Source organism: Akkermansia massiliensis (assembly GCF_023516715.1).
Taxonomy (GTDB): Bacteria; Verrucomicrobiota; Verrucomicrobiia; order Verrucomicrobiales; family Akkermansiaceae; genus Akkermansia; species Akkermansia massiliensis.
Genome location: NZ_JAMGSI010000002.1, coordinates 218,898 through 242,915, shown reverse-complemented (window position 1 = coordinate 242,915; position 24,018 = coordinate 218,898). Strand labels below are relative to the sequence as shown.

Genomic DNA, 24,018 nt, shown 5'->3' with positions numbered 1-24,018 from the left:
CTTCCTACCAGGAAGCGTCAAATTTGGGAATGGGCGTTCCCTTTCCTCCGGGGCAGTTTTCCGGGACCTTGTACGCCTTGCGGAGTTCGTTGTAGCGCTTCTTGAGCTGTTCCACGGTGGACTTGTAGGCGGGATCGTCAATGACGTTCTTCATCTGCATGGGATCCTTCTTCATGTCAAAGAGCATCCATTCGTCACTGGTCCAGATGTAGGAGAGCGTGTAGCGGTCCGTCCGGATGCCGTCGTGGCGCGGGGCGTTGTGTTCGCCAGGATTCTCGTAGAAGCAGTAGTAGATGGCGTCCCTCCAGTTGTCCGGCTTCTTGCCCGTGAAGGCCGTGGGAAGCAGGGAAACGCCCTGGAAGGTATCCATGTTTTCCGGGGTGTCCGCTCCTGCTGCGGAAACGATGGTGGGAGCGTAGTCGATGTTCTGCACCATGGTGGTATTGCGGATGCCCGCGGGGATTTTTCCGGGCCATCTCATGATGAGGGGCATGCGGAGGGATTCCTCAAAAATCCAGCGCTTGTCGTACATGCCGTGTTCGCCCATGTAGAAGCCCTGGTCGCCGCAGTAGATGACCAGCGTGTCTTTGGAAAGGCCTTCCTTGTCCAGGTATTTCATGAGGCGTCCGATGCTGTCGTCCACGGAAAGCAGGCAGCCCAGGTAGTCTTCCATGTAGGCGTGCCATTTCCATTCCGCGAAGGCTTTCGGGTCTTTCAGCTTCCCGGATTTCATGCCGTCCACCAGGGACTTGGTGCGCTTGGCGTAGTAGTTCGTCCAGGTTTTCTTTTCTTCCGGGGTCATGCGGTTCAGTTCGCCCAGGTCCCAGCCGTAGCCGGGGGAGACGATGCTCTTGCGCATGTCTTCCGGCACCTGGTCCTTGAGCACCTTGAGGTCAGAATAAATCGCCATGTGCCTGGCTACGGTCTGCTGGTTTTTCTTCAGGAATTCCGGGCGGTTGGCGTAGTCGTCATGGAAGTTGGCGGGCGGCGTCAGCTTGGACGTGTTTACCTTGCCCAGATGGCGCAGGGCGGGGCACCAGGCGCGGTGAGGAGCCTTGTGGCCTACGACGAGAAGGAAAGGCTTGTCCTTGTCCCGGTTTTCCAGCCATTGGATGGATTTGTCCGTGACCACGTCCGTGGCGTAGCCGGGGAAGCGCTTCGTCTGGCGCTTCCCGTTCGGCTTGAGGCTGATGAAATCCGGATTGTAGTAACTGCCCTGGCCGGGGAAGATTTCCCACGTGTCAAAGCCGGTGGGGTCTGATTCCAGATGCCATTTGCCGAACAGGCCCGTCTGGTAGCCGGCTTTTTGCAGCATCTTCGGGTAGGTGGGCTGGGAGCCGTCCAGCGGCCTCTGGCCGTTGAAGACGAAGCCGTTCATGTGGGAGTGTCTTCCGGTCAGGATGCAGGCGCGGGAGGGTCCGCACAGGGAGTTGGCGCAGTAGCTGCGGTCAAAGACCATGCCTTGTCTGCCCAGCTTGTTGAAGTTGGGCAGCGAGACGGGGGAATCGTTCTTGGAGGTGCCCAGCGTCTGGTAGGCGTGGTCGTCCGTGATGATGAAAAGGATGTTCGGCTTTTTATTCCCCGCAGCCTTGGTCTGGGCTGTGAGGGGAGCTGCCGCCAGCAGGACCAGAGTTCCGGCAATGATGGTTTTCAAAGGTCTCATATTGCATGGAGGATATAGGATGAAGCCACCGTGTCAATGTCATAGGATTCCTTTTGCCGGGATTTTCCGTTATGATATCATTTTCCCATGCATTCCTCCCCGTTGGAAGACACGCTGCGTTTGTTCGGCAAGGAGCGGTTCCGCCCCATGCAGCGGGAGCTGATGGAGTGCGCGCTGGCGGGCCGGTCCTGCATCGGCATTTTGCCTACGGGTTCCGGCAAGAGCCTTTGTTACCAGATTCCGGCAGTGCTGGGAGACGGGGTGACGGTGGTGGTTTCCCCGCTGATCGCCCTGATGCGAGACCAGGTGGCCGGGCTGGAAAAGCTGGGCGTGGCCGCGGCCAGGTATGATTCCTCCCTGGCGGAGGAAGAGAAGGGCGCCCTGCTGGACAGCCTGAAGTCCGGGGCCGTCCGCCTGCTGTTCGCCGCGCCGGAGTCTCTGGAATCCCCGTGGATGCGGCAGGCCATGGAGTTTGTTTCTCCCGGCTTGTTCGTGGTGGATGAGGCGCACTGCCTCTCGGAGTGGGGGCACAGTTTCCGCCCGGATTACCTGGGGCTTCCCGTTTTTTTTAAAAAGCATGGGTTCCGGAGCGTTATGGCCCTGACGGCCACGGCTACGGAACGGGTGTGCCGCGACCTGGCCGCCCTGTTTGACGTGCAGGAGGACTGCATCTTCCGCGCCGCGCCTTACCGGGCGAATATTTTCCGCCAGGCGGAAGTGCTGAAGGAGCAGGATAAAACCGCGCGGCTGGTGCAGTTTTTGAAAGAGGACGGCCACCGTCCCGCCGTGGTGTACATCCGCACCCGGAAGGATGCGGAGAATCTTTCCTATGAACTGGGGAAGGCCGGTTTTTCCGTCAAGTCCTACCATGCGGGCATGCCGCCGGAAACGCGGGGGCTGGTTCAGGATGAGTTCCTGGCGGGGGCGGCGGACGTGCTGGTGGCGACGATCGCCTTCGGCATGGGAATTGACAAGCCGGACGTGCGCTCCGTGGTGCATTACCATCCCCCCGCCAGCCTGGAAGCGTATGTGCAGGAATCCGGCCGTGCCGGGCGCGACGGGCTGCCTTCCTTCAGTCTGGTGATGCTGTCCGGGCGCGACGGCGTGGCCGTGGTCAACCGCCTGCATGCGGCGGAGCCGGAACGCCATGGCGTAAAAGGGCTGGCGTCCCTGCTGTCCCGGAGGGGAGAGCATATTGTGTCCCTGTATGAGGCCTCCGCGGTCCATGACTTGCCGGATGTGGCGGTGGACCGGATGCTCTTTGACCTGAAGCGTTCCGGTTCCGTCCGGGAACAGGGCATGGGGTACAAGTATTACAAGGTGCGCCCCCTGTTCCGGATGGAGGAAATCCTGTGCGGCCGCGATGGGGAGGAACGTTCCCGGCTGCAATGGATGGACGGCCACCGGGAGGGGGAAGTGGAGGCTCTGGCCGCGGAATGGGGGATTTCCTGGGAAGAAGCCGGCGCATGGCTTGACGAGCTGGTCCTTTCCGGGGAATGGAAGGTGGACCTGCGCCAGACAGCCCTTCACCTGCATTCGGAAGGGTTTGATGCGGAAGAAGCCGCGGAGGAATTCGCGCAGTATTTTTCCCGGTCCCGGCTGAACGGGCTGGAACGCTGGAAAACGTGCGTTTCCACGCTGACGTCTTCCGCCTGCCTCAACAGGAGCCTGGACGCCTACTTCGGCTTCCGGGAGCCGTCCGGACCCTGCGGGCATTGTCCGGGGTGCTGCGGCGCAGTACCTGCGGAGATGGAATTGGAGGAACCCGGACCGCTTCCGGAAGAACTGCGTTCCGCCGTCATGGAGCTGGCGGCGCAGAGGAAGCCCGCGCTGGCCCGCCCTTCCCAGTTGACGCGTTTTCTGCTGGGGCTGGCTTCTCCGGCGGCCATGCGCGCGCGGCTGTGGGGGCACCCCCTTTACGGGACGCTGGCGGACAGAAGCTGGGAGGACGTGTGGATAGAGGCCCGCGCCCTGTTGGGGAATTAGCGGTCAGCTGCCGCCTTTGGCGGCCTCATAAGCGGCAATGATGCGCTTGCAGGAGTTTTCCGCATGCAGCAGGGAGCACCAGTAGCGGGAAATTTCCTCCGGGCTGCGTTTTCCTTCATCCCAGGCGCGGATTTCCTCCAGCAGCGCCCCGGAGACGCTTTCCGGGGTGTCTTTTGGGCTGAGCGTGCCGGAATCATGGGAAACGTACCATTGCAGGCAGTTCAGCAGGGGCGTAAGGCGCGGACCAACGACGGAAGCCCCGGCGCAGAGCGCTTCCGCGGAGGCGACGTGCGTTCCCTCGGACCGGGAGGTGCAGAGGCTGATTCTGGCTTGGGAGTATTTCTTTTGCAGCTCCGCGTTGGGCAGGTAGCCGGCCAGGCGGATGCGGGCGCGGAGGTCTTCCGGAAGATTGCCGTGCCATTCCCGGAGGAGGGGAGGGATGTTCCCGTAGATTTCCGCTTCCCAGTGCGGTGCGCGGGGCAGGGCCTGTTCCAGCGTGGCCATCAGCAGGAAGGGGCGTTTGTAGAGAAGGTCGTCCCAGCGGCCCACGGCCATGATGATGTTGCGTTTCTCCCCGGCATAGCGGCAGGTGGAGGAAATGGGGTTGGGAATGAGGGCCAGTTTCCGGACGATGGATTTTCCGTAGAGCCATTCCCGGTCCTGAATGGATTTGACGGCTGCCGGCATGGGGAAGGCTACCATGTCCCCCTGGTCCAGGTGTTTTCTTCTTCCCCGGCTGGCCAGGTTCCAGGTGTGCTGTTTCAGCAGGCGCAGCAGGAAAAAGGCGGTGCCCCTGATTTTTCCGCGGGCGAAGACGTCCCTGGTCCACATGTTTTCCGCGATGGGGAGCCAGTATTGCCACGGAAAAAACAGTCCGGAGGAATCCATGTACACCACCAGGAAGATGCCCGCGTCATGGATGGCCCTGGCGATGGGAAGATATTTGCCCGTGCCCCAGGCGTACAGGACCAGTCCGTCAATGCCCAGGGATTTCCACCAGGCGGCGTCTTCCAGGTTGGCGTACTCCGTGCGGATGAGGTCGGGGTCGTCCCCCTCCTGGACGGGCGTGGGCATGATGGCCCTGCTTTCCAAGCCGATCCGCTGGAAGGCTTTGCAGAAAGCCCCGGAATCACGGGAAAAGAAGGTGTGGTCCCCTTTGAAGGGAACGGGAGTGCAGGTGTACCATTTCATGATGCCGTGATGTTGGGGGATTGACGGAAGAGGCGGAGTTCCTCAAGAAGGCTGCCCATGGACTGAAGCCATGCGGCGGGAGAATACGTGGAGGACAGGAGCTGCTGCCCGTGCGCGCCCATGGACGGCCAGCGTTCCTCTTCCTCCAGGGCGGTGCGCAGCGTTTCCGCCAGCGCGTCCGCGGAAGGTTCCCGGGCAATCCAGCCGTTCCGGCCGTGGCTGATGAGCTCCGGCAGGCCGCCGCGGGGGGTGACGATGACGGGCGTGCCGTGGAGCCATGATTCCAGGACGACCATGCCAAAGGTTTCCTCCCACAGGGAGGGCGCCACGGCCAGTCCGCAGGCGGCGCGCACGGCGCCCTGTTCCTCATGGGGAATGAACCCGGTCAGGCGGATGGATTCAAGGCGGCGGAAAGCGACGTAGCGCTCCAGTTCCCCGCGCAGGGGGCCGTCCCCCATCAGGTAGAGGGTGCGGCCGGGAGGGGCAAGGCGTTCCCACGCCTGAACCAGTGGGAGGACGCCTTTTTCCTGCGTAAGGCGTCCGGCGTAAAGAACGTCCCGGCGGGGGTGGTCCGGCGGGGGTGGTCCGGCGGGGGTGGTTTTTTGCCGGATGAAGTGGGGAATGACCCTGATTTTGTCCTCCGGTATTCCGGTTTGGATGAGGAGCTCCCGCTGGCGGCGGCTGACGGCGATGTAGGAGGAAAGGCGGTTCCAGGTGCCCATGCGGCGCGTTTTATACAGCGTAGCGGCCGCCAGGGCGGAATAGGCCGCGCTGCCGCGCCAGCAGGCGTGCAGGACGCCGGGAAGGTAGTTGCCGTTTTTACAGGAGAAGCAGGGGGAGCCGTCCCGGTAGAATACCCCGTTGAGGCATCCGGCGCGGTAGTTGTGCAGGTAGTGGATGACGGGAACGGATTGCTTCAGGGCCAGCCCGTAGACGCAGGGGGACATGGCCGGGAACGTGTTGTGGATGATCCACGCGTCATAGCGGTCTCTGCGCAGGCATTCGCGCAGCTTTTCCTCCACGTCCCTGTTGCGGAGCATGTAGCGCATTTTCGTCAGCGCGCCGTGGGGGCTCTGGAACAGCTCCGCGGTGGAATAGACAAAGGGGGTGACGTCCGCCACGGCACGCAGCTCTTCCGTGATGGCGCGGAAGCAGACTTCCTCCCCCCCCACGTCGCCGTAGCGGCTGAAAATATGTAGAATGCGTGGACGTTGCATGGCCGCGGCGGAACGGACTATCCCTGGAGTTCCCTCCTGAGCTTCTGGGGATCCTTCAACAGCTCCCTCTGGATGGCTTCCTGCTGCTGGCGCAGGCGGTCTTCCCGGGATTGGAGGGCTTTTCTCCCGGGGCCTACTTCGGAATTGACGAAGGGGTTGTTATCCCCCCATTTGGACCAGGGGCCGCGGGGGATGCGGTAGAATTCCACAAAGCGCCAGTGGACGACGGCCGTTCCGCCGGTGATGCCCAGGTAGTCGCGCACGGCGGGGGAGATGTCGATGCCCGCTCCCTTGTTTTGGGTGTTGACGGGGGGCTTGTCGCCGAAGACATAGGGCCAGTCTTCCGTGGTGAAGGGGCCGCAGTCCTCCCACTGGGCAAAGCAGGAGCGCTTGTTGTAGACGATCTGCACCCACCTGCCTTTGCAGACGGATTGCCCTTTCCCCGTGTATTCCCGGCGGAACCACGGGATGACGCGTGACGCCTCCGTCTTGTGCTCTCCCTTGCAAACGTCATTGTAGGGCAGCGCCACGTAAAAGGGATTTTGCCGGGGGACGAACGTTTTCGGGCGGAAGTCCACGGTGCGGCACACGGGGTCCGGATTGTCGAAACCGCCGAAGTTTTCCCGCCAGGCGGAGTCCCACGAGCTCTTGTGGTTGGCTACCGGGTTGCGCTCCGTGGAATCCTCCCCCACCCAGAAGACCGTGGCGGTGATATTGAGCCGCCAGGGATAGGTGCCGGGGCTCTGCCTGGCCGTCCTGGGAAGGATGCGGGGCTGGGGCGTCGGGCGTTTGCCGCCCGCGGCCGCGGCGGGTGATTTGACGATGACCCTGGGCAGCGGGTCCCGCTGCGTGGGGGTGATGATGACGGGGCCTTTGGGCCGTCCGGAGCTGTCCGCCAGGGCGCGGGTTGCGCTCCGGCCCGTCTGGATGTCCGCCCTGGCGGCCCCTGCCGGAGCCAGGGCCAGCAACGCAAGCAGGCATGCGGAAAGGAAGGAGTTCCCAGCGGAACCCTTCCGGAATGCCTGTTGACGTTGCCAGTGTTTTACCATCGGTGCAGTTGAGTGACGAAGCGGTGATCCAGCTTGCCGGGATAATCCGTGTTGAAGTGGAGCCCGCGGCTTTCATTGCGCCGCATGGCGCAGTCCACGATCAGGGAGGCCACCGCCACCAGGTTGCGCAGTTCCAGGATGTCCGGCGTGATGCGGTACCCCCAGTAGAAGTCCTTCACCTCCCGGTGAAGCATCCGGAGGCGCGTGGCCGCGCGGTCCAGCCTTTTGTTGGTCCGCACGATGGAGACATAATCCCACATCAGGCGGCGGATTTCATCCCAATTGTGATAGATGACGGAAAGTTCGTCCGGCAGGGCGGTATCCCCGTGGTGCCACGCGGGGATGTCGTAAGAAGTGGGGGCATCCTTTCTCAGCGGCTGGAGGGAGAGCATGGAGTCCAGCGCGCGCTTGGCGACCACCACGCATTCCAGCAGGGAGTTGGAGGCCAGGCGGTTGGCGCCGTGGAGGCCCGTGCACCCGGTTTCCCCGGCGGCGTAAAGGCCGTCCAGGCTGGTCTGGCCGTTGACGTCCGTCAGGACGCCGCCGCACTGGAAGTGCGCTGCGGGAACGACCGGAATGGGCTCCCTGGCGGGGTTGATGCCGTAGCGGCTGCAGGTCTCGTAAATCAGGGGGAAGCGCTCCTGGACGAAGCCCTCCGGCTTATGGGAGATATCCAGATAGACGCACATGCTGCCCGTCCTCTTCATTTCCGAGTCCACGGCGCGGGCGGTAATGTCGCGCGGGGCCAGGGATTTGCGGGGATCGTACTTGTGCATGAATTCCTTCCCGTCCGCTCCGATCAGTACGCCGCCTTCGCCCCGCACGGCCTCGGAGATGAGGAAGGAGCGCGCTTCCGCTCCTTCCGCGCGGGTGTTGAAGAAGCAGGTGGGGTGGAACTGCACGAATTCCATGTTGGCGATGGTGGCTCCCGCGCGCCAGGCCATGGCTACGCCGTCCCCCGTGGCGGAATCATTGTTGGTGGTGTACAGGTACACGCGTCCGCAGCCGCCGGTGGCGAGCAGCACGCGGTCTGACCGGAAAATTTCCACTTCCCCGGAGGCGCGGTCCAGCACGTAGGCCCCAAGCACGCGGTCTTCCGTGACCAGACCTAGTTTGGTCGTCGTAATCAGGTCGATGGCGAAGTGGTCTTCCAGCAGTTGGATGTTGGGGTGGAGCTTGGCCGCCTCCAGCAGCTTGGAGGTGATTTCCAGGCCGGTGGCGTCCTTGGCGTGGAGGATGCGCCGCTTGGTATGGCCTCCCTCCCGGGCCAGTTCGTAATCCTCCCCCTGGTTGCCGGGGTCAAAATTGACGCCCCATTCCAGCAGTTCCCGGATGGCGCCGGGGCCTTCCTCCACAATGGTGCGTACGGCCTGTTCGTTGCAGAGGCCCGCGCCGGCGTCCAGCGTGTCCGCAATGTGGTCTTCAAAGGAGTCGTTGCGGTCCCAAACGGCGGCTATGCCGCCCTGCGCCTTGGCGGAACTGCAATCCAGAAATTTGCCTTTTGTAATGACGGCAACCTTGCCGTGTTCCGCCGCTCTCAAGGCGAAACTCAATCCGGCAACACCTGCCCCAATGACTAAAAAGTCGCTCGTCTTCATCTTGAATGGTACGGAACTGTAGCATAACGGAGACCCTCAAGTCACGCCCAATGATGGGGCGGCGGGGCATATTTGTCTGGAAAAGAAGCGTGAAACACGCTAATTCATGGGCATGAGACCCCAAGGGAACGAACAGGAGGCGCGCCGGAACAAGCATGTGCGCAGCGCTCCGGCCAAAATTGCCGTGAAGGCGCTGGGAGAGGATGTGCTGGACGGGATTCTGGACAAGTCCCCCAACCCCCTGCTGCTGATTCTGGACTGCGTGCAGGACCCCCACAACCTGGGAGCCATTCTGCGGACGGCGGACGGCGCGGGCGTGGATGCCGTAATCGCTCCGCGTGACAAGTCCGTGGGCATTACGGAGACCGTGCTGCGCGTCTCCGTGGGGGCGGCGGAAAAGGTGCCTTTCATCCAGGTGACCAACCTGGCGCGCACCATGAAGCAGCTCCAGGGCCGCGGCATCTGGATATTCGGCACCTCGGACAAGGGGGACCGCGACCTGTATGAAACGGATTTCACGGGGCCGGCCGCGCTGGTGATGGGCGCGGAAGGGGAAGGAATGAGGCGGCTGACGGAAGAGAATTGCGACTTCCTGATCAGGATTCCCATGAAGGGGAGCGTTCCGTGCCTGAACGTGTCCGTAGCTACGGGCGTGTGCCTGTATGAGATGGTGCGGCAGCGGCTGCGCTCCTGATTCCATGGTTGTTTTCCTCCTCCCTCCGTCCTTATGATTCAGGAACTTGACCTTGCTCCGGGAGAACGTGCCCGGTTCATTTCAGACGTCCACTTCGGCCATGCCAAGGCGCTGGCCCGGGAGCCGGAGGAGCTGGCTTTCCTGCTGGAGGGGTGCACTCATCTGGTGGTGTGCGGGGACCTCAGTGAAACCCGTGAAAGCCCCTGCCAGGCGGAAGGGCTGGAAAAACGCGCCCGTTTCCTGCAAATGTGCCGGGATGCCGGAGTGCAGCCCGTGCTGCTGGCCGGCAACCATGACCCGGATGAGAAGGCCGGACTGCTGAAATTGCAGGGGGGACGCGTCTGCGCCCTGCACGGTCATGCCCTGTTCAAGGAGGTGGCCCCGTGGGGATGGGAATATTTGAAAAACAAGCAGGCCTCCCGTGAGCTGATTGCCGCGTTCCCGGAGGCGGATACGGATTTGCGGCGGCGGCTGGAACTGGCGCGCGCCATGAGCGTGCTGGTTCCCCCCATTTACACGCGTTCCGGGGCGTGCCGGAACAAGCTGGTGCGTTTTCTGGCGCATTCCGCCTGGCCGCCGGAGCGGCCCGCGCAGATTCTTCTGGCATGGCTGACGATGATGCGGCGCATGCGGAAATTCACGGAACGCTTTTTCCCGGAAGCGGAAGTCGTCATCTTCGGCCATCTGCACCGCCGTGCGGTGACCGGGAAAAGGGGAGGGCGGCTGTACGTCAATCTGGGCGCCTGCTTCCACCATGCCGAGTGCTGGGCGGCGGACGTGACGGCGGAGGGGGGCGTCTCCATCCGCAGCTATACGCCTGAAGGGTATGACGGTCCGGCGGTGGTTCTCCGCTGACCGCGTCCCGCAGAGGAAGGAAAAAAGGGAAGGGGAACGCGCCCGTGTTTAGGCGATAATGTGTTAGAGCACCGGATGACTAGTCCATACAGTTTGTGGACGCGTTCCCCAAGGAGTTTGGCCGCGCCTGTTTTCCCTTGTTGTCGGAGGGACAATTTTTCCCGGAGCATTTCAGGGCGCAGCCCCGGCAGCAGCAGGGGCGCGAGGCGGAAAAGAACCTGGAGAAGAAGGACTCCGTTCTGGCGGGAACGCCGCCGGAGCATTTTCTTCCGTTGTTTCTTTCCGGGTTTGGGCTGACCATGAATGAAAGTTAGTGAGATCTAACTTGCCTTGCAAGAAAAAAGTTTGTCTCACCTAATATTTTTCAAGAAGAGGTTGACTTGACCGGAGCTTGGGTTATTGTTTTTGTTAGTTAAACCTAATAAGCATCAGTCATGATACGCAAAAACTTTCCCTCCCTGGAGCTGAGCAACAGCCTGGAGGATTACATTGAGGCCGTCCGCAACATCGAGCTGGAAAAAGGGTGCGCCGCCGTAGGAGAGATCGCGGAGGCGCTGAACGTGAAAAAGCCTTCCGTCTCCCTGGCCATGAAGCAGTTGAAGGAACGCGGCCTGGTTGAATATACGCAGTATTCCCCCATTGTGCTGACCCGGGAGGGCCGTTATTACGCGGACCGGGTTATTTCCTGCCATACCATGGTGAAAGAATTCCTGATCACGGTGCTGAAGATGGAGGAGAAGCGCGCGGACGAAGTGGCCTGCGGCATTGAACACATCATGACGCTGGAGGAAATTTCCCGGTTCCAGCTCCTGACGGAGCATTGCCGGAAGAGCGGAGAATAGGAAGGCCCAGGACGTTTTTCAAAGGGATGGTTCATTTCCACATGAACCATCCCTTTCCTTTTACTGCGGAGTGCCGACCGGGGGCAGGCAGCGGCGCGTGCTGCGCGCGCTGACGTACACCGTGGAGGCATTGTGGAGGAATGCGGAAAGGGCCGGGGTAATCAGCCCGAACATGCCCAGCAGAATCAGGGAGGTGTTGAACCCGACGATGAAGCGGTAGTTGCGCTCTATTTTTTCAAGGACGGCGCAGCTTAGTTCCCTTAAAACCGCCAGTTCACTCAGGGAGCTGGACAGCAGGGAAATGTCCGCTACTTCACGGGCGATGTCGGAGGAATCCTTCATGGAGACGGAGACGTCCGCGCAGGAAAGGGCGGGGGAATCGTTGATGCCGTCACCCACCATGCACACCGTTCTTCCGGACTGCTTCAACTGCTGGATGAAGCGCGCCTTGTCCTCCGGCAGAACCTGGGAGCGGTATTCCGTGATGCCCAGCTGGCGGCTGATGGCGCGGGCGGCGGACTCGCTGTCTCCGGTGAGCATGATGATGGAGGAAATGCCCTGCCGCTTCAGCCGGGCGATCGTTTCCCTGGCTTCCGGCCTGGGAGGATCGCTGACGCCGATCATGCCGATCGCCCTGCGGCCTATGGCCAGGAAGATGTTGGATTTGCCCCTGGCGTGGCTGCGGATAGTCTGCCGCTGTTCTTCCGTGAGGGGGATGCCTTCATCTTCAAAAAGGAAGTGGTAGCTGCCCACGAGGACCTTCTTCCCATGCAGGCGGGAGGAGATGCCGTGGGCCACGATGTATTCCACCTCCGCGTGCTCTTCCTCATGGTGCAGGCCTTCCTCCAGCGCCTTGCGCACGACGGCCCGCGCCACGCTGTGGGGGAAGTGCTCTTCCAGGCAGGCGGCCGTTTTCAGGATGTATTCCCGGCTGCAGTCGCTCAGGGGGACAATCTGCGTCACCTGGGGGCAGGCGGAGGTCAGCGTGCCCGTCTTGTCAAAAACGATGGTGTCCGCCCTGGCGAACAGCTCCATGAATTTTCCGCCCTTGATCATGATCTTGCGCGCGGAAGCTTCCTTCATGGCGGAGATGACGGAAATGGGCGTGGCGAGCTTGATGGCGCAGGAATAATCCACCATCAGCACGGAGAGCGCCTTGGAGATGTTCCGGGTGAACAGGAACAGCGCACCCGCCGTGAGCAGGGTGAGGGGAACGATGGAATCCGCGAGTTTTTCCGCCCGGCTCTGGATGCGGGCCTTCAATTCCTCCGAATGGTCAATCAGGGCGATGATGTTGTTGATGCGGGACTGGTCGCCCATGGCGTCCACCCGGATGACGAGGGAGCCTGTTTCCAGCGTGGTCCCGGCGAAGACGACGGAGCCTTCCTGCTTGGCTGCCGCTTCCGATTCTCCCGTCATGGCGGCCTGGTTCACTTCCGCCTCCCCGGACAGGACGGCGCCGTCCACGGGGATGACGTTGCCGGCGTCCACTCGGATCTTGTCCCCGGGCCGGATTTGTTCCATGGGAACCTGGCGCATGCCGTCCTTTTCCACCCTCCAGACCTGGTCCACGTTGATGCTCAGGCTGGCCGCAAGCGCCGCCCGGGTCTTCTTCCGCGTGTAATTTTCCAGCAGGTCTGAAATGGAAAGAAGGAACATGATGGAATTGGCCGTTCCGTAGGCCCTGGTGCCGATGGAGACACCGATGGATACGGCGTCCAGAACCGCCACATTGAGCCTGCCGCTGCCCAGGCCTGCCATTCCGCGCCGGAAATAGGAGCCGTAGTTCCAGAAAGCCTTGGCCATTCTGAGAGGGGGCGGCAGGAATAATTTGCAGAGCAGGAAGGAAGAAACTTTCCCGGCTATCTTAAGGGAAAAGGATTGGCCCAGTTTCCTGGCTTCCGCTCGTTCTTCCGGTTCATGGCTGCGGAGCGTTTCCGGCCTGAGCCTGTCCAGCACGCGGAAAATGGTCTGGGGATTCGCCCCTTCGTACAGGATGAACACCCCCCCGTTGCAGGGAGTGGCCTTGACGGAGCTGACCCCTTTCAGCTTCAGGAGCCTGCATTCAATGCCGCAGGCCTGGTCATGGTTGAACATGCCGCGGCCGCAGCGCACCCGGAGCCTGCCGGGCGTATGGTGGATAACCTGATAGTGCATCGGTTTGGAAAAATGAAAAAGGGGGAAACGCCCTTCTCCGTGCGTTTCCCCCGTTGGAGGCTGCCCGTTCCGCCGGCGGAGAAGGAAACGGACTGCCCCAGTATGATGATGAACAATGAGATTGTTACTGTTCCGGCTTGCGGTTTTCAGCGGCGGCCTCGTGGCACAAGTCCTGCGCTTCTTCACGGATATTGGCCAGTTGCTCCATGGCCTTCTGCTGGATGAGCATGGCTTTGGAAAGCCCCTGGACGGCCAATTTCCTGGTAGCGGGGCTTTTAACCACTTTCGTGCCGATGGCGGCGGCGATGACTCCGCCGACGAAGCCCCAGAGGCCCTTGTTGTTGATGTAACTCATGGTAATGTTTTTTGTTGGGTTCAGCCGGCCTTGGCGGCATGCAGCCGTTTCTTTCCCGGAAGGGTTGGATGATCTCCAATAGGCCTGCTTTTTTGTAACGTTCCGCAGGTTTCAGGTCAAGTTGAATTAGTTCCAACTAATTTTTTTACGGTACGTAAAATTATTTTAAAGATTTTTCAATACATTGATCATAAAAGAGGTATGAAACGTGCTTCATGGAAGGAGTTCCAAATTGGAAAAGGGCTAAGGGAGAAAAAGTGTTGACTCAATAGTTAGTTCTATCTAACTTTGCCGCGTTGCATGAACTTGACCCATACAGGACTTCACCGTTTCTTCCGCCGGATTTGCCGGTACCGGAAACTGGCCGGGCTTCTCGTCCGGCGTCCCAGATACCGCCTGCTCTGCGGGGACTGTGAGTTCTGTATGGGCGCATGCGGCAAAGCCGTGGATGCGCAGTCCGCCGCAGGCCGGGAGCAGGAATGCTCCTTCGCCATGGAAGGCTGAACATCCGCGATTGACGAGGAAGACTCAAGATACAGCATTACTATGAAGAAACGCTACATGATACCCGCCCTGCTGGCCTGCTCCGGCTTCTGCATGGCCGGTACGGCATCCGTAGCCACTACCGTCGCCGCTCTGGCTGCGGAAGAGGCTGAAGGCAAAGGTTCCATTCTGGACGACATCGACCTGTTCGGGGACGAATACGGCGATGAAAGCACGCCCATTCCGAACGATCTTCTGACCAGGGCCCTGACGGATCTGCATAAAGGCGCTTACGAGAAAGCCGGCTTCCAGTTCCTGGTGGAGCAGGCGTTCCTCTATACCAAGGGCCACCATGCGGCCGCGAACGAAGAGACTGCCGGTTCCAGCCAGAGCTGGTACAAATTCCACGCCCAGGCCGGGCTGCAGCTGTTCAAATCCAGCCGCAACCAGGGAACCTGGATCAAGAGCGAGCTCTCCGGCTCCGTGGCCCTGAACAAGCATACGCACCGCACCACGCTGGACGACTCCTGGGGCGCGAGCGGCCCCGCCAACTGCGACGTTTTTGAAGACGGCTACTTCTACCTGCCGGAACTCCTCCTTTCCCAGGGTTTCATGGACGGCCAGCTCGTCATCATGGGCGGCATGATCAACCAGACGAACTATTTTGACGCCAATACGTATGCCAACACCACCTTCGGACAGTTCGGCGGCGCTCCCTTCGTCAACAACCAGGTGCTTCCGCTGGGGGACTCCAACTTCGGGGTCGTGGGGCAGTACCAGTTCAATGAAAACTGGTTCATCCAGGTGGGCGGCAACATGATGGACAATGAACCCCGCCGCAACCCGTTCCACCACACGACCGGAAAATCCTTCAACCTGCTTGGTGAAATCGGCTGGACGCATGAAAAGGCCTTCGGCATCGGCACGGGCACGTACCGCCTGCAGCCGTTCATGTTCCATGCGGACGGCAAGAACCATGGAGGCGTGGCGTTCAACCTGGAACAGGACCTGGGCAGCAGCCCGTTCGCCCTGTTCGCCCGCGCCGGCTGGAGCAGCGCCGAATCAGGCAACATCTGCGGAGCGGAAGCCCAGGCGTCCGCCGGGGTCATTTTCAAGAAACCTCTGGAAGTCATGACCGGCTTGAAAGAAGCGGACGGCAACTTCTTTGGCGTAGGCTTCTCCGTGAGCAAGCCGGATGCCGACACGCTGGCGGAAACGCGGCCCGGGCATGACCGGGAAATGATTCTGGAATGCACGTACAGCTTCTCCATTACGCCGTACTGCCTCATCCAGCCTTCCTACCAGTATGTGAAGAATCCTTCCGGGCGGGATGACGTCAACTCCGCCAATATCTTCTCCGTACAATGCGTCGTCACGTTCTAGGCGGGAAATGTCCCGAATCTGTGGAAGCGCAATAATAATCAAGTCTTCCTTGTCCGTCTGCATGCAGAGAGCGGAATCCTGCGTGCAAGGGCATTGAAGGGGTCTGCATGACCTGGCGGCAACGTCGCATTCTCGATCAGGTAGGGGGTGCGGCGTTGCTTATTCTTTATCTCAAAGGAAGCGAGAGGCGCTTGAAACGCCTGTGTTCCTGAACCCCGTCATTCCGTTGTCCGGACTGGGGCGCTGCGGAAGAGGCCTGTACGGAGGAGGCCGGCGCCGTATTCCGCACCGGTTCCCTGCGGGCCGTATCCGCCTGACAGGAGGCTGCCAGCAGGCAGGCGGCTCCTATCATGATACATGTGTACTTGTTCATCATCTTATGTTGTGCGGCTGGTTGTAGCCGCTGATGGTTAGATTAGCACTTCTTCCCATCTGTTGAAAGTTCTTTGGTTTGACTAACAACAAGTTAGGTGAATTAAACACGAAGAAGAACGTTAAGGTCAGCGCCTTGCACGCTGCCGGATTTATGACAATTGATGACATTTCCGGCGTCAGGAAACATTTAAAACCATGTTGACTTGGATGGGAACTGTCTTAAACTGACAGAATGAGTAAGGTTCAATGGGAAATTTCAAATGATGAAGTGACCGACCGTGATACTGCTCTGCGCCGCTTGCAGGAGGGAACGACTGGCCATGTGGTATGCGCCCGTGACGGCGCGTGCCTCCAGTCCTACAAGGAAGCGGACGGCATCTACCACTGTGAAATCGTGTTCAAGACGGGCTCATGCTGCCCGCCGGTATTCGCCGCTCCGGAAGGGGTGACGGGGCAGGAGCTGGAAACGCTGTACGACCGTTTTGCCAGCGGTGACGACTTCTCCTTTGTGGAAAAGGAATGGGAGCCCCTGATGGCCGTGGAGTACCGCCACCGCCACAATGTGATGTGGTTCATCTTCCTGTTTATCGCGCTGGTGATTGCGGCCATGGCGGCGTACCAGCACGGCTGGATCGGTTAAGGAGGGAGCGCATGCGGCATGCGCAGAAGGAAAGAACCTGCAAACCGCGGGCGGTCTGCAGGTTCTGAAAGAAAGGGCTGAGACTGGGCTCAGTCCTGTTTTTCTTGATCGTCGTCGTGATGGTGGCCTCCGCAGCAACCGCCGCCGCTGCCGCACCCGTCACAGTTGCCGCAGCACTTGCCGCGCTTGCTGAACGTTTTATACAGCGCGTAGGCCAGGGCCAGGAAAAGGAGGGTGGCAATGATATATGTTCCCATGTTGGTGAGGGGGTTAGGAGTGGGTATGAGGGTTATTTGGAGGATGCGGAGGGTTTCTTCACCACCAGGTAAATGAGGCCCAGCAGGAGCAATACGGCGAGCCCCTGCCCGATGCCGAAGGAAGCTTCCGCATAAAGCCATGCTCCCATCTGGTAAATCAGGAAGGCCAGGCAGTACGCCAGGGCGCACATGTAGCCGATGGCGAAGAAAGTCCATTTGGCGCTGTTCATTTCCCTTCTGATGGCTCCCATGGCGGCAAAGCAGGGGGCGCAGAGAAGGTTGAAAATCATGAAGGAGAAGGCGCTCAGGAACGTGAAGGCTCCCGCCTGGACCAGGCGGTCCCCGGTTTCCCTGATTTCAGCGTCTTCATCTTCCTCCTCTTCAGCGGCGGCTTCCTCGGCGGCAGCTTCTTCAGAGGCGCCCTCCAGGGATGCCTGGAGCTCCTGGCCGGCGGGGGACATTTCCTGCGTTTCGGCGGGTTCTTCCTCCGCCTCTTCCCCGGAACTGCCGTCCGCATACAGGACGCCGAAGGTGCCGACCACGTTTTCCTTGGCAATCAGTCCGGTGATGGTGGCCATGGTAGGTTTCCATTCGCCCCAGCCCAGCGGCTGGAAGACGGGTGCGGCCACGTTGCCGATGGAAGCCAGCATGCTGTCATTCTGCTCCACGGAATCAACCTTCCAGTTGTAGCTGGAAAGGAACCAGATCAGGGCGCTGGAAACGAAGATAACCGTCCCGGCTTTTTGCACGAAGGCCTTGCAGCGTTCCCACGCGTGGATGATGACGTTCTTCCAGGCGGGAACGTGGTAAATGGGAAGTTCCATGACGAAGGGGGTGGGATCCCCGGAGAACATGGCGGTCTTTTTCAGAATGAGGCCGGAAAGGATGATGGCGCCCACCCCGATGAAGTAGGCTCCCGGGGCCACCCAGGAATTTTCCGGGAAGAAGGCGCCTGCAATCAGGGCGATGATGGGCGTTTTAGCTCCGCATGGAATGAACGTGGTGGTCATGATGGTCATGCGCCTGTCCTTTTCATTCTCAATGGTGCGGGTGGCCATGATGCCCGGAACGCCGCAGCCCATGGAAACGAGCATGGGGATGAAGGACTTCCCGGAAAGGCCGAATTTGCGGAAAATGCGGTCCATGATGAAGGCCACGCGGGCCATGTAGCCGCAATCTTCCAGAATACCCAGGCACAGGAACAGCACCGCCATCTGCGGCAGGAAGCCTAGGACGGCCCCCACGCCGGCAATCACGCCGTCCTGAATCAGGCTTTCCAGCCACGGGGCGCAGTTGGCGCTTTCCAGCAGGCCGCCCACCCATTCCGGAACCCATTCCCCGAAGAAGGTGTCATTGGCCCAGTCCGTTCCCCATGCGCCCACCGTCTGGATGGAAATGTAATACACCGCCCACATGACGACGGCAAAGATGGGGAGGCCCAGCCAGCGGTTGGTGATGATGCGGTCGATCCTGTCGCTGCCCGTCAGGCTGCCGATGCCGGCCTTGACGACGGAATCCGCGGTAATGCGTGAAATGGAATTGTAGCGCTCGTTGGTGATGATGGATTCGCTGTCGTCATCCATCTCCTGTTCCATGGCTTCAATGATCCCGTTGATGCGGGACTGCTCCTCAGAGGTGAGCGCGAGCTGGTCCGCGACTTTCTGGTCCCTTTCAAAAACCTTGACGGCAAACCATTTTTTCTGCTGGTCCAGGCATTTGCCGGTGATTATTTCCCCTATTTCCCCGATGGCTTTTTCCAGACGGTCCGGGAAGTGCACGGCGCGCGGGGCCCGGGCATCCTCCGAGGTGGCCGTTTTTACGACGGCGTCCACCAGTTCACGGATTCCGGTCCCTTTCAGGGCGCTGATTTCCAGCACCTGGCAGCCGAGATCCCGGGAAAGCTTTTCCGTGTCAATGCGGTCGCCGCGCTTCCGGACAATGTCCATCATGTTCAGGGCGATGATGACGGGAACGCCCAGCTCGCAAAGCTGGGTGGTGAGGTAAAGATTGCGTTCCAGGTTGCTGCCGTCAACCAGGTTCAGGATGAGGGAGGGATGGTCCGTGACCAGGTAATTCCGGCTGACGACTTCCTCCAGGGTGTAGGGGGAAAGAGAATAAATGCCCGGAAGGTCTTCAATGATGATGTTCTTGTGGCCTTTCAGGCGGCCTTCCTTTTTTTCCACAGTAACGCCGGGCCAGTTCCCGACGTACTGGCTGGCGCCTGTCAGGGCGTTGAAGAGAGTGGTTTTTCCGCAGTTGGGATTGCCCGCCAGGGCGATGGTAATGTTGCTCATGGATGTTTCCTTGTCTTGATGTATGGGTGCGCCGTCTTGCTGTCAGGTCAGGAAACGTGCGGTAATAAGGGCGGAATCAATGGATATGGATGTTCTCGGCTTCCGATTTGCGGATGGAGAGTTCGTAGCCGCGGACAGTAACTTCAATGGGATCTCCCAAGGGGGCGACTTTGCGGATGAAAATCTGCGTTCCCTTGGTGACTCCCATGTCCATGATGCGCCTTCTGACCGGGCCTTCCCCCGCCAGTTTCCCGACGGTCACGGTTTCCCCGATCAGGGCGTCTCTTAATGTACGGTGTTTGGTCATAGAATGATGGCTGATTGTTGGATGAGAAGGTTCAGGCCACGAATATCTTGCACGCAAGAGCCTTGCTGAGAGCTATCCGGGACCCCTTGACATTGACGATGAAGTTTCCGCCGTTTTCAGAAACGATGGAAACCGTGCTGCCGGCAACGAAGCCCAGGCTTTCCAGAAAACGCCGGGTTTCATCCCTGCCATGAATTTTGTTAACCTGGCGAATATCGCCGATGTTGAGCATGGAGAGTGGCATGGTGTGTGTATGAATCAAATCCGGGAGAAAGTTAGTTTCATCAAACTAGTAAGTCAATGATATTATGCGCCTGTGTTTTCAATTTGGATAAAAATTATTCATCATGAATCATTTACCCATTAGTCTAATCTAAGTATGACGCGGAGGAAAAGCCGGAAACGGGGGTTTTCCGGAAATAAGCCGGAAGGGGGAATACAAAAAAGCCGCGCCATGAAGGTTCATGGCGCGGCTGGAAAAAATGCTTTCCTCTGGCTCAGGAGGCGGGGCAGACTTCGCCCTGGACGGGCTTGCCGTTGTATTCCCCGGTCAGGGTTTTCAGGAAGGCCACCAGCAGGCTCACCTCCTTCTTGTCCAATTTGTCGTAGCCGAGCTGGTAGTGGTACATCTTGGTGATGGCTTCCTCCAGCGTCTGGGCGGAGGCGTCATGCATGTACGGCCAGGTAAGCTCCACGTTGCGGAGGGTGGGAACGCGGAACCTGTGCCTGTCTGATTCCTTCTTGGAAAAGTTCATCAGGCCGTTGTCGTCATTGGTCTTGGCGCGTCCGGCAAAGAAGTCTCCCTTGAGGTCGGCGTATTCAAAGGACTGGCCGCCCATGGCGGGGCCGGTGTGGCAGGTCTGGCAACCGAGCTTGAGGAAGAGCCTGTAGCCCTTCTTGGCATTCTCGCTGATGGCGTTTTCATCACCCTTCAAATAACGGTCGAACGGGCTGTTCGGCGTGATGAGGGTCTTTTCATATTCCGCGATGGCGTTTGTGATGGTTTCTCCGTTGAAGCCCTGGGGATAAACCTTCCTGAATTCCGCGGCAAACACGGTGTCCTGGTTCAGCTTGGCGGCGATCTGGTTCCAGTCGTCCGGATGTTCGTAACCCATTTCCACCGGGTTCAGGGGAGGTCCGCCCGCCTGTTCCTGGAGGTTGGCGGCGCGTCCGTCCCAGAACTGCTTGGTGTGGAAGGCGGCGTTGAAGACGGTGGGGGCGTTGATGCCGCCCTTCTGGCCGCGGACTCCGGTGGAGGTGGCCAGGTTGTCCGTGCCGGCCTTCTCCAGGGAGTGGCAGGAAGCGCAGGAAACGGTATTGTCTGTGGAGAGGCGCACGTCATGGAACAGCTTGTAGCCCAGGGCCACCTTGGCCGGATCCGTGGGAAGGGCGTCTGGAATGGGGGAGATGGCGGTGATGGCGTACTCCTTGCCCACCATGTCGCCGAAGATTTTCAGGCGTTCATCCTTGACCCACTGGAGCATGGCTGCTTTTTCCGGAAGGGTGAGCGTGCTGCCCCAGTGCACCATGGTGTAGGAGGTGGGTGGCATGGAATTGATCTGGAGCACGTGTTCCAGTTTGGAAAGGGTCACGGCAGTGGGCGGTTCATCCATGTTGTAGCTACGCTGTCCGTCCCGGATGTGGCGCGCCAGCAGGCCGCCGGAAAGGGTGTTCACCAATTCGGAAATGTGGGTGCCGGGCTTATGGCAGTCCGCACACTTGGAGTTCATGGTATGTGCGGTGATTTCCGCCGCCTGGGCGGATGTCAGGGGCTTGATATTCTGGTTCGGCAGGAACAGGGGCGCGACTGCCGCCGTCACGATGACCGTGCCGCCCAGAATGGCCCCGGCCGTGATGAAGGAACGTGTTTTGCTCATGAGATTCTCAATGACGTGGAATTGCCTGTATGGTAAAAGGGAAGGGTTAATATATCAAGATTTATTCTAAAGTTCGCCGGCCTTTCTCAAATCTTCGTTAATGGCCTCCAGCACGTCCGCTTCCGGGGTGAAATTGGCGGCATGGTAGGAGCTGCGGACCAGCGGCCCGGACGCCACGTGCCTGAAGCCCTTGGCTCGCGCGACCTCCTCATAACGGACGAAGTCGTCCGGATGGATGTATTTGACCACCGGCAGGTGGTTGCGGGAGGGGCGCAGGTACTGCCCCAGCGTCAGCACCGTGACGCCGTGCTCCAGCAGGTCGTCCATGGACCGGAAAAGCTCGTCTTCCGTCTCTCCCAGGCCCAGCATGATGCCGCTTTTGGTGGAAACCTTGCCGTCTACGCAGTCCAGCGCCATCCGGAGGACGCGCAGGGAGCGCTGGTACTGGGCGCGGAAGCGCACGATGGGCGTCAGGCGTTCCACCGTTTCCAGATTGTGGCCGAAGATGTGGGGGCGTGCCGCCATCAGCGTCCGGATGGAGGAGGGCTTCTCATTCAGGTCCGAGGCCAGCACCTCAATGATGGTGGAGGGACTGGCTTTTCTGACGGCCCGGATTACTTGGGCGAAGTGGGCGGCGGCTCCGTCCGGAAGGTCGTCCCGGGTGACCATGGTAATGACGGCGTGGCGCAGCTTCATGTGCACGACGGCGTCCGCCACGTGCTGCGGCTCCTCCGGGTCCAGCGGAAAGGGCTTGGCGGTTTTTACGGCGCAATAGGCGCAGGCGCGCGTGCACCGCTCCCCGGCGATCATGAAAGTGGCCGTGCCCTGGTTCCAGCATTCGTAGCGGTTGGGGCAGTGGGCTTCTTCACAGACGGTGAACAGGTGCTTGCCTTCCACAAGCTGCTTGACGTCCCAGAATTCCCGGCCGTTGGGCAGGCGCACCTTGATCCAGGACGGCTTGCGTTCCGTCCCTTCCGCAGTCTCGTTGTCGTTCCGGTGTTCCATAGCCCCGCTAGCTTGCCGTGAGTCCGCTGCTTTGGCAAATGCAAAGTGCTTTATTCGGGGCCGTCTTCCCCGTTTTCATCCGGGATTGCGGGGGAGTCCGCAGCCAGCTTCTTCCGTTCTTTGGCCGCCAGCCGCGCCGCACGGAAAAATTCCTGGAGGTGGTGCAGGCATTCGTCCCCCAGAACGCCGGGACGCACCTCGCACTTGTGGTTGAGGGGAGGGTTGGAATCCAGCAGGTTGATCCAGCCTCCCGCGGCTCCGGTCCTGGCGTCCGGACAGCCGAAGACCACCCGGTCCGGGCGGCAGTGGACGATGGCCCCCGCGCACATGGGGCACGGTTCCTTGGTGACGTACAGGGTGCAGCCTTCCAGCCGCCAGTCGCCCAGCGCCTCCTGGGCTGCCGTCAGGGCGATCATCTCCGCATGGGCCGTGGCGTCCTTGAGGGCCTCCACCTGGTTCCAGCCCCGGCCGATCACGCGGCCGTCTTTCACCACGATGGCCCCGATGGGCACCTCCCCCTTCACCAGGGCTTTTCTGGATTCTTTCATGGCTTGGCGCATGAACCATTCGTCCGAACCGGGCATTTCCATCATCACGGCGCCTATCATGGACTGGACGGCGCATCCCTGGCAAGCCCTTTCTGGAGGATATTTATTGTATTTTATACAAGAAGTTCGGCATGCCGCGGAAAGGGATGGGTGTGAATGCGTTTTTGCGTTGATTCCAGGGGGTGCGTGGCATAAGTATGAACCATGAGCTTTTCAGAACCCTGCACATTGGCCGTGGACTTCGGCGGTACGAGCATCAAAATGGGCGTGACGGCGGGGGACCGTATTCTGGCGACAGCGGACCGCATTCCCACCGCCATGTTTGAAAGTCCCCAGGCGATTATTGAGGCCATGATTGCGGCGGCCCTGAACCTGCGCGGGCAATTCCCGTCCGCCTGCGTGATGGGCATGGGGATGCCGGGATGGTGCGATTACTACAGGGGGACTCTTTACCAGCTTACCAATGTCCGGGTATGGGACCATGAAGTTCCGGTGAAGGAGCTGATGGAGCAGGCGCTGGGCCTCCCCGTCGTGCTGGACAATGACGCCAACTGCATGGCGTATGCGGAATGGAAGCTGGGCGCCGGGCGCGGCATGTCCAGCCTGGTGTGCCTGACCATGGGGACGGGCATTGGCGGCGGCATTGTGGTGAATGACCGCATCCTCCGGGGGAAACGGCTTTCCACCGGGGAGCTGGGCCAGACGAGCATCCATTACCAGGGCAAGCCCGGCCCGTTCGGCAACCGGGGAGCCATTGAAGAATACATCGGCAACAACGAACTGGCGGCGGAGGCGGTCAAACGGTATGCCGGGGCGGGAATCGTCAAAACCGTGAACGAATGCACGCCCAGGGACCTGGACGAAGCCGCCCGCGCGGGCTGTCCCATCGCCCTCCAGCTATGGGAGGACACGGCGGAAATGCTGGCCTGTCTCATCATGAACCTGATGTACACGCTGGTGCCGGACGCCTTCATCATTGGCGGGGGGGTAGCCAAGGCCGGAGACCTGCTCATGAAGCCCCTGCTGAAGAACCTCAGGGAGCAATTGTTCCCCATGCACATGGAGGAGCTGAAAATCCTGCCCGCCAGATTTGGCGCGGAAGCGGGGCTGCTGGGCGCCGGCGCCATGGCGATGGACGAATTCCTGGGGCAGGGAGTTCTGGAACGTTTTAAGAAAGAAGAAGTAGCAAAAGCTCTTTGTTAGATTGAACTAACATAGGGCTTGCCATAGCGTAGACGCAGG

The 24,018-nt window shown here is 60.3% G+C and carries 23 protein-coding genes; 8 read left to right on the top strand and 15 right to left on the bottom strand.

Going from position 1 to position 24,018, the window contains the following annotated elements; all coding sequences use genetic code 11:
• Positions 1–4: 4 nt before the first annotated feature.
• Positions 5–1,663 (bottom strand): sulfatase family protein, encoded by a 1,659-nt coding sequence (locus M8N44_RS08755; RefSeq protein ID WP_102728648.1) that lies wholly within the window; start codon positions 1,661–1,663, stop codon positions 5–7.
• A gap of 87 nt (positions 1,664–1,750) precedes the next feature.
• Here M8N44_RS08755 and M8N44_RS08750 point away from each other — a divergent pair, with 87 nt between their 5' ends.
• On the top strand, positions 1,751–3,649 hold the full coding sequence (locus M8N44_RS08750; protein ID WP_102728649.1) for a RecQ family ATP-dependent DNA helicase: 1,899 nt from the start codon (positions 1,751–1,753) through the stop codon (positions 3,647–3,649).
• 3 nt (positions 3,650–3,652) lie between these two features.
• On the opposite strand, the gene M8N44_RS08745 is transcribed toward M8N44_RS08750, so the two are convergent.
• The 4 genes from M8N44_RS08745 to nadB are packed head-to-tail and all read right to left on the bottom strand — an operon-like array spanning position 3,653 to position 8,704.
• The gene (locus tag M8N44_RS08745) at positions 3,653–4,840 is read right to left on the bottom strand and encodes a glycosyltransferase (protein ID WP_022395897.1); all 1,188 of its coding nucleotides are present in this window, start codon (positions 4,838–4,840) and stop codon (positions 3,653–3,655) included.
• Positions 4,837–6,057, bottom strand: a complete 1,221-nt coding sequence (locus M8N44_RS08740) for a glycosyltransferase family 4 protein (RefSeq protein ID WP_102728650.1) — start codon at positions 6,055–6,057, stop codon at positions 4,837–4,839. The genes M8N44_RS08745 and M8N44_RS08740 overlap by 4 nt, the downstream gene beginning before the upstream one ends.
• A gap of 17 nt (positions 6,058–6,074) precedes the next feature.
• Entirely contained in the window at positions 6,075–7,106 is a 1,032-nt protein-coding gene (locus tag M8N44_RS08735; protein ID WP_102728651.1) for a hypothetical protein, read from the bottom strand.
• A complete protein-coding gene (nadB, locus tag M8N44_RS08730) occupies positions 7,100–8,704 on the bottom strand; it encodes an L-aspartate oxidase (RefSeq protein WP_022398215.1) in 1,605 nt (534 codons plus the stop codon). Before nadB ends, M8N44_RS08735 begins: the two co-directional genes overlap by 7 nt.
• Before the next feature lie 106 nt (positions 8,705–8,810).
• Here nadB and rlmB point away from each other — a divergent pair, with 106 nt between their 5' ends.
• The 3 genes from rlmB (at position 8,811) to M8N44_RS08715 (ending at position 11,095) form a co-directional block, all read left to right on the top strand.
• The gene (rlmB, locus tag M8N44_RS08725) at positions 8,811–9,398 is read left to right on the top strand and encodes a 23S rRNA (guanosine(2251)-2'-O)-methyltransferase RlmB (RefSeq protein ID WP_022398214.1); all 588 of its coding nucleotides are present in this window, start codon (positions 8,811–8,813) and stop codon (positions 9,396–9,398) included.
• Positions 9,399–9,431: 33 nt separating this feature from the next.
• On the top strand, positions 9,432–10,253 hold the full coding sequence (locus M8N44_RS08720) for a metallophosphoesterase (protein WP_022398213.1): 822 nt from the start codon (positions 9,432–9,434) through the stop codon (positions 10,251–10,253).
• Between the two features lie 434 nt (positions 10,254–10,687).
• Entirely contained in the window at positions 10,688–11,095 is a 408-nt protein-coding gene (locus tag M8N44_RS08715) for a metal-dependent transcriptional regulator (protein WP_022398212.1), read from the top strand.
• Positions 11,096–11,155: 60 nt separating this feature from the next.
• Here the strand turns inward: M8N44_RS08715 and M8N44_RS08710 are convergent, their stop codons facing one another.
• A complete protein-coding gene (locus M8N44_RS08710) occupies positions 11,156–13,252 on the bottom strand; it encodes a heavy metal translocating P-type ATPase (RefSeq protein WP_102728653.1) in 2,097 nt (698 codons plus the stop codon).
• Between the two features lie 124 nt (positions 13,253–13,376).
• Complete coding sequence (locus tag M8N44_RS08705; protein ID WP_022398210.1) at positions 13,377–13,607, bottom strand: hypothetical protein; 231 nt, start codon at positions 13,605–13,607, stop codon at positions 13,377–13,379.
• Positions 13,608–13,907: 300 nt separating this feature from the next.
• Here M8N44_RS08705 and M8N44_RS08700 point away from each other — a divergent pair, with 300 nt between their 5' ends.
• Together M8N44_RS08700 and M8N44_RS08695 are read left to right on the top strand one after the other, a co-directional pair.
• Entirely contained in the window at positions 13,908–14,111 is a 204-nt protein-coding gene (locus tag M8N44_RS08700) for a hypothetical protein (RefSeq protein ID WP_102728654.1), read from the top strand.
• A gap of 42 nt (positions 14,112–14,153) precedes the next feature.
• Positions 14,154–15,473: a carbohydrate porin gene (locus tag M8N44_RS08695; RefSeq protein ID WP_102728655.1), complete on the top strand. Its 1,320-nt coding sequence runs from the start codon at positions 14,154–14,156 to the stop codon at positions 15,471–15,473.
• 166 nt (positions 15,474–15,639) lie between these two features.
• On the opposite strand, the gene M8N44_RS08690 is transcribed toward M8N44_RS08695, so the two are convergent.
• Positions 15,640–15,825 (bottom strand): hypothetical protein, encoded by a 186-nt coding sequence (locus M8N44_RS08690; RefSeq protein ID WP_102721212.1) that lies wholly within the window; start codon positions 15,823–15,825, stop codon positions 15,640–15,642.
• 255 nt (positions 15,826–16,080) lie between these two features.
• Between M8N44_RS08690 and M8N44_RS08685 the strand changes: the two genes are divergently transcribed.
• A complete protein-coding gene (locus M8N44_RS08685; protein WP_022398206.1) occupies positions 16,081–16,488 on the top strand; it encodes a hypothetical protein in 408 nt (135 codons plus the stop codon).
• A gap of 89 nt (positions 16,489–16,577) precedes the next feature.
• Here M8N44_RS08685 and M8N44_RS08680 read toward each other — a convergent pair whose 3' ends face one another.
• The 7 genes from M8N44_RS08680 to tadA form a co-directional block, all read right to left on the bottom strand.
• Positions 16,578–16,745 (bottom strand): FeoB-associated Cys-rich membrane protein, encoded by a 168-nt coding sequence (locus M8N44_RS08680; protein WP_180973274.1) that lies wholly within the window; start codon positions 16,743–16,745, stop codon positions 16,578–16,580.
• A gap of 32 nt (positions 16,746–16,777) precedes the next feature.
• Entirely contained in the window at positions 16,778–19,039 is a 2,262-nt protein-coding gene (gene feoB, locus M8N44_RS08675; RefSeq protein WP_102728657.1) for a ferrous iron transport protein B, read from the bottom strand.
• Between the two features lie 76 nt (positions 19,040–19,115).
• A complete protein-coding gene (locus M8N44_RS08670; RefSeq protein WP_012420130.1) occupies positions 19,116–19,346 on the bottom strand; it encodes a FeoA family protein in 231 nt (76 codons plus the stop codon).
• Positions 19,347–19,377: 31 nt separating this feature from the next.
• The gene (locus M8N44_RS08665) at positions 19,378–19,590 is read right to left on the bottom strand and encodes a FeoA family protein (protein ID WP_022398203.1); all 213 of its coding nucleotides are present in this window, start codon (positions 19,588–19,590) and stop codon (positions 19,378–19,380) included.
• Positions 19,591–19,843: 253 nt separating this feature from the next.
• Positions 19,844–21,223: a cytochrome c peroxidase gene (locus tag M8N44_RS08660; RefSeq protein WP_102728658.1), complete on the bottom strand. Its 1,380-nt coding sequence runs from the start codon at positions 21,221–21,223 to the stop codon at positions 19,844–19,846.
• 66 nt (positions 21,224–21,289) lie between these two features.
• Positions 21,290–22,282: a lipoyl synthase gene (lipA, locus tag M8N44_RS08655; protein WP_257228125.1), complete on the bottom strand. Its 993-nt coding sequence runs from the start codon at positions 22,280–22,282 to the stop codon at positions 21,290–21,292.
• A complete protein-coding gene (tadA, locus tag M8N44_RS08650) occupies positions 22,279–22,836 on the bottom strand; it encodes a tRNA adenosine(34) deaminase TadA (protein WP_022398200.1) in 558 nt (185 codons plus the stop codon). The genes lipA and tadA overlap by 4 nt, the downstream gene beginning before the upstream one ends.
• 144 nt (positions 22,837–22,980) lie before the next feature.
• Here tadA and M8N44_RS08645 point away from each other — a divergent pair, with 144 nt between their 5' ends.
• Positions 22,981–23,979, top strand: a complete 999-nt coding sequence (locus M8N44_RS08645) for an ROK family protein (protein WP_102728659.1) — start codon at positions 22,981–22,983, stop codon at positions 23,977–23,979.
• The last annotated feature ends 39 nt before the right edge of the window (positions 23,980–24,018 follow it).

What these genes read in the sequence shown, in the direction of transcription:
- M8N44_RS08755 (WP_102728648.1), bottom strand. Translation starts at nt 1,663, where the DNA reads ATGAGACCTTTGAAAACCATCATTGCCGGAACTCTGGTCCTGCTGGCG.
- M8N44_RS08750 (WP_102728649.1), top strand. Translation starts at nt 1,751, where the DNA reads ATGCATTCCTCCCCGTTGGAAGACACGCTGCGTTTGTTCGGCAAGGAG.
- M8N44_RS08745 (WP_022395897.1), bottom strand. Translation starts at nt 4,840, where the DNA reads ATGAAATGGTACACCTGCACTCCCGTTCCCTTCAAAGGGGACCACACC.
- M8N44_RS08740 (WP_102728650.1), bottom strand. Translation starts at nt 6,057, where the DNA reads ATGCAACGTCCACGCATTCTACATATTTTCAGCCGCTACGGCGACGTG.
- M8N44_RS08735 (WP_102728651.1), bottom strand. Translation starts at nt 7,106, where the DNA reads ATGGTAAAACACTGGCAACGTCAACAGGCATTCCGGAAGGGTTCCGCT.
- nadB (WP_022398215.1), bottom strand. Translation starts at nt 8,704, where the DNA reads ATGAAGACGAGCGACTTTTTAGTCATTGGGGCAGGTGTTGCCGGATTG.
- rlmB (WP_022398214.1), top strand. Translation starts at nt 8,811, where the DNA reads ATGGGCATGAGACCCCAAGGGAACGAACAGGAGGCGCGCCGGAACAAG.
- M8N44_RS08720 (WP_022398213.1), top strand. Translation starts at nt 9,432, where the DNA reads ATGATTCAGGAACTTGACCTTGCTCCGGGAGAACGTGCCCGGTTCATT.
- M8N44_RS08715 (WP_022398212.1), top strand. Translation starts at nt 10,688, where the DNA reads ATGATACGCAAAAACTTTCCCTCCCTGGAGCTGAGCAACAGCCTGGAG.
- M8N44_RS08710 (WP_102728653.1), bottom strand. Translation starts at nt 13,252, where the DNA reads ATGCACTATCAGGTTATCCACCATACGCCCGGCAGGCTCCGGGTGCGC.
- M8N44_RS08705 (WP_022398210.1), bottom strand. Translation starts at nt 13,607, where the DNA reads ATGAGTTACATCAACAACAAGGGCCTCTGGGGCTTCGTCGGCGGAGTC.
- M8N44_RS08700 (WP_102728654.1), top strand. Translation starts at nt 13,908, where the DNA reads ATGAACTTGACCCATACAGGACTTCACCGTTTCTTCCGCCGGATTTGC.
- M8N44_RS08695 (WP_102728655.1), top strand. Translation starts at nt 14,154, where the DNA reads ATGAAGAAACGCTACATGATACCCGCCCTGCTGGCCTGCTCCGGCTTC.
- M8N44_RS08690 (WP_102721212.1), bottom strand. Translation starts at nt 15,825, where the DNA reads ATGATAGGAGCCGCCTGCCTGCTGGCAGCCTCCTGTCAGGCGGATACG.
- M8N44_RS08685 (WP_022398206.1), top strand. Translation starts at nt 16,081, where the DNA reads ATGAGTAAGGTTCAATGGGAAATTTCAAATGATGAAGTGACCGACCGT.
- M8N44_RS08680 (WP_180973274.1), bottom strand. Translation starts at nt 16,745, where the DNA reads ATGGGAACATATATCATTGCCACCCTCCTTTTCCTGGCCCTGGCCTAC.
- feoB (WP_102728657.1), bottom strand. Translation starts at nt 19,039, where the DNA reads ATGAGCAACATTACCATCGCCCTGGCGGGCAATCCCAACTGCGGAAAA.
- M8N44_RS08670 (WP_012420130.1), bottom strand. Translation starts at nt 19,346, where the DNA reads ATGACCAAACACCGTACATTAAGAGACGCCCTGATCGGGGAAACCGTG.
- M8N44_RS08665 (WP_022398203.1), bottom strand. Translation starts at nt 19,590, where the DNA reads ATGCCACTCTCCATGCTCAACATCGGCGATATTCGCCAGGTTAACAAA.
- M8N44_RS08660 (WP_102728658.1), bottom strand. Translation starts at nt 21,223, where the DNA reads ATGAGCAAAACACGTTCCTTCATCACGGCCGGGGCCATTCTGGGCGGC.
- tadA (WP_022398200.1), bottom strand. Translation starts at nt 22,836, where the DNA reads ATGATAGGCGCCGTGATGATGGAAATGCCCGGTTCGGACGAATGGTTC.
- M8N44_RS08645 (WP_102728659.1), top strand. Translation starts at nt 22,981, where the DNA reads ATGAGCTTTTCAGAACCCTGCACATTGGCCGTGGACTTCGGCGGTACG.